The 5,368-nt window shown below is 31.9% G+C and carries 6 protein-coding genes; all 6 read right to left on the bottom strand.

What is annotated here, in order from left to right; translation table 11 throughout:
- Window positions 1-94 precede the first annotated feature (94 nt).
- The gene (locus WJN01_RS15360; protein WP_445198039.1) at window positions 95-676 is read right to left on the bottom strand and encodes a hypothetical protein; all 582 of its coding nucleotides are present in this window, start codon (window positions 674-676) and stop codon (window positions 95-97) included.
- A gap of 161 nt (window positions 677-837) precedes the next feature.
- The gene (locus tag WJN01_RS15355; RefSeq protein WP_445198038.1) at window positions 838-1,305 is read right to left on the bottom strand and encodes a hypothetical protein; all 468 of its coding nucleotides are present in this window, start codon (window positions 1,303-1,305) and stop codon (window positions 838-840) included.
- A gap of 165 nt (window positions 1,306-1,470) precedes the next feature.
- Window positions 1,471-1,965 carry a hypothetical protein gene (locus WJN01_RS15350; protein ID WP_445198037.1) on the bottom strand — a complete coding sequence of 165 codons (495 nt, stop codon included), beginning with the start codon at window positions 1,963-1,965 and terminating at the stop codon, window positions 1,471-1,473.
- A 171-nt stretch (window positions 1,966-2,136) separates the two neighbouring features.
- A complete protein-coding gene (locus WJN01_RS15345) occupies window positions 2,137-2,892 on the bottom strand; it encodes a DUF6090 family protein (RefSeq protein ID WP_445198036.1) in 756 nt (251 codons plus the stop codon).
- 569 nt (window positions 2,893-3,461) lie between these two features.
- Window positions 3,462-3,977, bottom strand: coding sequence for a hypothetical protein (locus WJN01_RS15340; RefSeq protein ID WP_445198035.1), 516 nt, complete (start codon window positions 3,975-3,977; stop codon window positions 3,462-3,464).
- A gap of 738 nt (window positions 3,978-4,715) precedes the next feature.
- Window positions 4,716-5,171, bottom strand: a complete 456-nt coding sequence (locus WJN01_RS15335) for a hypothetical protein (RefSeq protein WP_445198034.1) — start codon at window positions 5,169-5,171, stop codon at window positions 4,716-4,718.
- Window positions 5,172-5,368 lie beyond the last annotated feature (197 nt).

Here is a 5,368-nt window from a genome sequence, read left to right as displayed (position 1 = left end):
TATAATAGTTTACCTGCTCTTTGGTCAATCCTAAAGTTACTATATTTTATTATGCAAGTCTAAAGGAACTATAGCCGTTGTTGTAGCACGTTTTTCACGCTTCTTTTAGTGCTCTGTTCAGCACATTCAAATTTCCAATATATTCAATTCGATGTTCCCAATCAGTAGCTAATTCAGCCCATATTTTTTGTCGGTCAATTGCTAATTGAATAAGAGGCTTATTCTTTTCGTCAATCTTCCCTTCGTCCACTAATTGACCAAATCCTGTCGCAATAACTGAAATGTCAACAGTAAAAATATAGTGCTGGTCATTAAAATCATCATCTTCGATTTGCGATTTAATTAGAGTTCTATCGAGTATTTTTTCATTGTATTCCGCTAAATCTTTCTCGGAAACTCCTTCAATCGTCCATTTTAGGCATTCAAAAGTTTCTGTTTTCGGATTAGCTTTTTTCCAATCTCTAAATTCTGATAATGCCATATCTCCCTCATCTGAACCGAATGGTGCTAAATCGTCAATACCTGACCAAAAAAACTCTTCAGGAATTAATTCTATTGCTCTGTCGTGAGCGAAATCCTTATCAATTCCATAGAGTTCTTCTTCGATTTGTTCAGCTTCTTTTTTTGGTAATTCACTTATTTCTTTTTTGCCGAAAAGGTTCTTGAAAAATCCCATAGTTTGTGTTTTGTCAAATGTGCTACAACGGTTTGGCTATGATTCCGTTGCGATGAAAATCCGTAGGATTTTCGGAGTAGGAATCGAGCCAAGTTAAAGTTAATAATTTTTGTTTAAGTATGTTGCGAGCAATGGATTATAGCCAGTGTTGTAGCCAGTTTTTATTTCTTTTTCTCATCCAATATTAGAATCCGATATTTAATTTCCACATTATCTCCATCTCCATCAAAAATTCTTTTTTGACACCAAGCTACGGGAAATAAAGTTCCACCATTCCAATAGAAAGGGAAGACATTATCTCCAAAGTCAGGATGATTTCTTTCGATTCTTCCTTTTCCGTGATTTTTTTCTATTACGTCCATAATGTAAAAACCAAACATATATGCGAGTCCATTTAGTCCTTCATCATTTTTTGTTTTTTTATATTCCGAATGTAGGTCAGAAAGTATTTTTTCTACATTTTTAATTGAGTCATCAGAAAAATCAAGATTGATGTCATATTCTTTTCCAACTTCAATGGCGTGATTTATTAATTCATTTTTTATTTCAATCAATTCTTGACTTGTATTTTGTCCATTCATTTTTATGGTAAAAATTAAGGGAAGCACGAACAATAATATTTTCTTCATCGTGATTTTTAAATTGGCTACAACAACGGTTTGTGTAAGGATAGTTGCGTGTGCGAGCAACTAACTTACTAAAAATGGAACGAACCAGAGGAAAATCCGCAGGATTTTCCGAGTAGGCTAGAACCTAGCAATTATTTTTACACGTTGTTGTGCAACGTTTTTTATTTAATCTCTCGTTTCCCATTCCTTGGTTTTGCTATTAAATTCATTAATATGCCAACCATCGAGCGAATAACTCAGATTGAATTCATTCGTTTTTTGGTTCAATGAATACTCAAAATCTTTTAGTTCAAATTGGTCAAAGTATTTTGGTAATTCTGTATCCTTTTTTAATTCAGCTATCGAGTTTGGTAGACGATTATTATTATTTCTAAAATCAATTATCTGTTCTGTTAATAAGTTAGCATTATGCTGATTATATGCTTTTTTTAATTGAAAAATTAATAAACTAAAAATCAGTCCGAAACAGATGGTCAAATAAATCCGAATTGCATAATTCCGTTTTCTAAATTGTTTTTGCCAGATTAATATCAGCACTATAAAAATCAGAGTCGAAAGTCCAAAGAATAACAATAATTTGAAAAATCCGAAAATTGTCCCAAGACCGAAATAGAGTCCGATTAAAATCGAGAAAAACAATATCAAAATCCACTTTTTCAAATCAAATTTTCGGTTTTCTTAAAATGTTGCACAACGGTCTCGTATAACCGTCAGTTACGGTTTTAAAATTAATAATTTTCGGTTAAGCACTGGCGTTAGCAATTCCGAGTGGATTCAGACGTAGTCGAATCCGCCGTAATTGCGGTTATACGGTGTTGTGCTTTCGTTATTTTACTCATATTCCTCGATTAAATTATAGAGGTTTTCTAATTCAGTTTTAAGTCTTTGGTAGTTTTCAATCTGTACATTAGAGTTATAAAATATATTGTCTATTAAGCTCTCAAACTTTAGAATATTCAACACATTTAAATTGTTGTGGCTGCTAAATTTTGAAGGTCCGATTAGTTCCCCATGCGCAGTGTGTTCATAGTCCATCTGTCTGAAACTGATATGCTCATATATAAACGGATAAAAATAATCGTTAAGGTCTTCGTTCATGTATTTTTCTCCAGTTCTAACCTCTTCGACTAGAGATGGTAAACCGTATAAAATTGTCTTTAAGGAATCGGATTTAATAAGTGCGACCTTTCCAGTATTCAGTCCTTCGTTTAAGGTTCCGTTTTTAAACTCCATATTGCCATTTGCCATAGATATATTGATTAGGCTGTCCAATGTCTTGGAAGAAAGTTTGGTTATATCTTCTCCAACCATTTTTAAAATCGCCAATGAACTACTCCTCTGGTTTTCTTTTTTTTCAATTTCCTCTTGGGTAAAACCTATATTACTTTTTACTTCTGCTTTTAGTCGTGCAACAAACTCATTAGATTCTTTTAAATTGCTTTTGCTTATGTTCCAGTTATTAATCTGTAATGCAATCAATATTCCAATAACGACAAGAATAATTTCTCCAATCGCATACTTTAAATACTTTCCAGTTTTACCTTCAGAGAGTAAGTTTTGTCTGATTTTTCTAAAAAATTTTATCATTGGTTATTGTTTGGTCATAATGAAGCACAACGGTTTAGGCTATGAACAGTTGCGTGGGTTAGCACGGACTTTTGCAAGTACACAATAAACTGAAAATTCCGCAGGAATTTTCAGGATAAACCTGTAATAGCAATTGTTTATAGCCATTGTTGTACACCGTTTTTTTATTCAGTTATTTCTTTATTATTGTTCTCAAAAATCCAAACTCCTATCACTATTGTTAGCGAATATATTAAAACCCAAATTGTCTGTTCAGACCATCTTGTAATAAATCCGCTATCAACGATGAAAAATGTAATCCATACTGATAGAAAACTATAAATTGATAATATAATCTTCTCGTTAAGGTTTGAGTGTTTATTTTTTAAAAATCTTTTAATTAACCAAAATATTACCATTGCAGGAATTGACGAAAGAAAGCCAACAATAATCATTACAAATATTATTTCGTAAGAATTTAATATGCTCGTAAAACTCGAATCATTTATAATAGCACCTAATATTAATGCCAATAAAAGTGGCGAAACGATTATCGTAAATAACCAAATTTTGATAACATATCTCATATATTATTCTACTGGTATTTTATATTTTCCATCTATTAATTCCCAATTATTTTTCTTTCGGTCAAATACAAATCTCATATCAGGAACGTAGCCATTTGTTCCGCCACAGTCTAATGCAAAATCCGCTTTTTTAAATTTCAGTCCATTGTTGAAATGAATTTTCCTCTTTCCAGTAACATTTACAATTCCAAAATTCACATCAACTGTGTCAATTCCGATTATTCTGTGAGTCAGACGCAATACTCGAATTGTCTTTTTTTCTTTAATTGACAAGTCAATTAATTCTTCATTGGTCAAGAATTTGTATCGGTCAGATACTTTCAGTTGGGAAATCCGTTTTCCGTTTTCATTCAGTTCGATATATTTCCATCCGCTCGATAGTAAAAGGTCAAATCTGCTATTTAATGCTCTGACATAAATACTGTCCAAGTCGCTTTTTTCAATCCAATTCAGTTCCGTTTCTTGTCCAAATGACAAAAATCCGATAAAGGTCAATATGATTACAAATGTTTTTCTCAAATGGTGTACAACGGTTCGTATAACCGTCAGTTACGGGTTAATATGCGTTAATTTTCGGTTTGGAACTGGCGTTAGCAATTCCGAGTGGATTCGGACGTAGTCGAATCCGCCGTAATTGCGGTTATACATTGTTGTAGCACGTTTTTTATATTTTATTTATTAGGCTTACGTTTCAAATTACCAACTATATTTAACTTATATTTTTAGAATTTTTATTCAGTTTTGGCAAGGTTGATTCTACAACTTTTTAATTAATTTTTTTAAGTTTACTCGAGTTTCAAGAGTTTTTACAATGCTTTTTTTATTAGGTTGTTCATTCATAATATAAGTTTACTATAAATCTATCCACTAGTCCATAAAACGGATTGATAAATTCCAAGTCCGATTATAATCAAAATGAGAAAAAGGATATACTTTTTAAAGGTCTTGATAGTTATTTCATCGTTTGTGGAGAAAATAGTTTTTCCTTTTAAATAGTCATTTATCAGATTACCATTTTTATCTATGATTATGGAGATTTTTAGAAAAAAATAAATTGAAGATAATATTAAAAGTAGTTTAATTATAATTTCCATATAATTTCTTTTTTTGTCAAATGTGCTACAACGGTTCGTATAACCGCAGTTACGGTTTTGGTATGCTTTCTTTTCCGTATAGCACCGAAGTTAGCAATTCCGAGTGGATTTGGACGTAGTCGAATCCGCCGTAATTGCGGTTATACATTGTTGCCAGTAGTTTTTATTTTTTCCATTTGCTAATAATTTTATTATTCTCAAAAATCACATAAAAGGAATACGCCGAAGTTACTTTTCGGTTTAAACTTTTTGAACTTGCAGGCTCTATGTAAGGCAAATTTTCGAGAGTATTTTGGCTTAACTTTTCTAATTCTTTATTATTCGATTTGTTTTCCATTATTGTGCTTGAACCATCAATTTCAATTCTGATTCCAACTTTTAATGTGTCCTTAACTAAAGTCAGATTGCTTTTTTTAGCGTTTTTCGAAATCAGTTCTTGAATACTATTGGTCAAACAAAACTCTTTTTCAATCCAATCTTTATAAGTCTCGCAATTCGGAAATGTGGGTATCTCTGAAAGTTCTCTCGTAAGAGTCTTTTTCGGTTTTGATTCTAAAACCTTTTTCTGTCCACAGCTATTCATTAATAGAATTAGAAAAAGAGTTAAAATTGATTTCATAGGTGTTTTTGTCAAATTACTGGCAACGGTTTGGCTATGGTTTCGTTGCGTGAAAATCCGCGAGGATTTTCCGCCGAAAACCGAAGATAGCAAATTTGCGAAGACTTTCCGCGAGGAAAGTCAGAAGCAATGATATCTATGACATTTGCAAATTAAAATCATATAATTTTTGATTTTTGACCATTGCGAACATCCTA

Source organism: Tamlana sedimenti (genome assembly GCF_038148895.1).
Taxonomy (GTDB): Bacteria; Bacteroidota; Bacteroidia; order Flavobacteriales; family Flavobacteriaceae; genus Tamlana.
The sequence above is the reverse complement of the archived record's forward strand: the minus strand, read 5'-3'. Positions and strand labels throughout refer to the sequence as shown.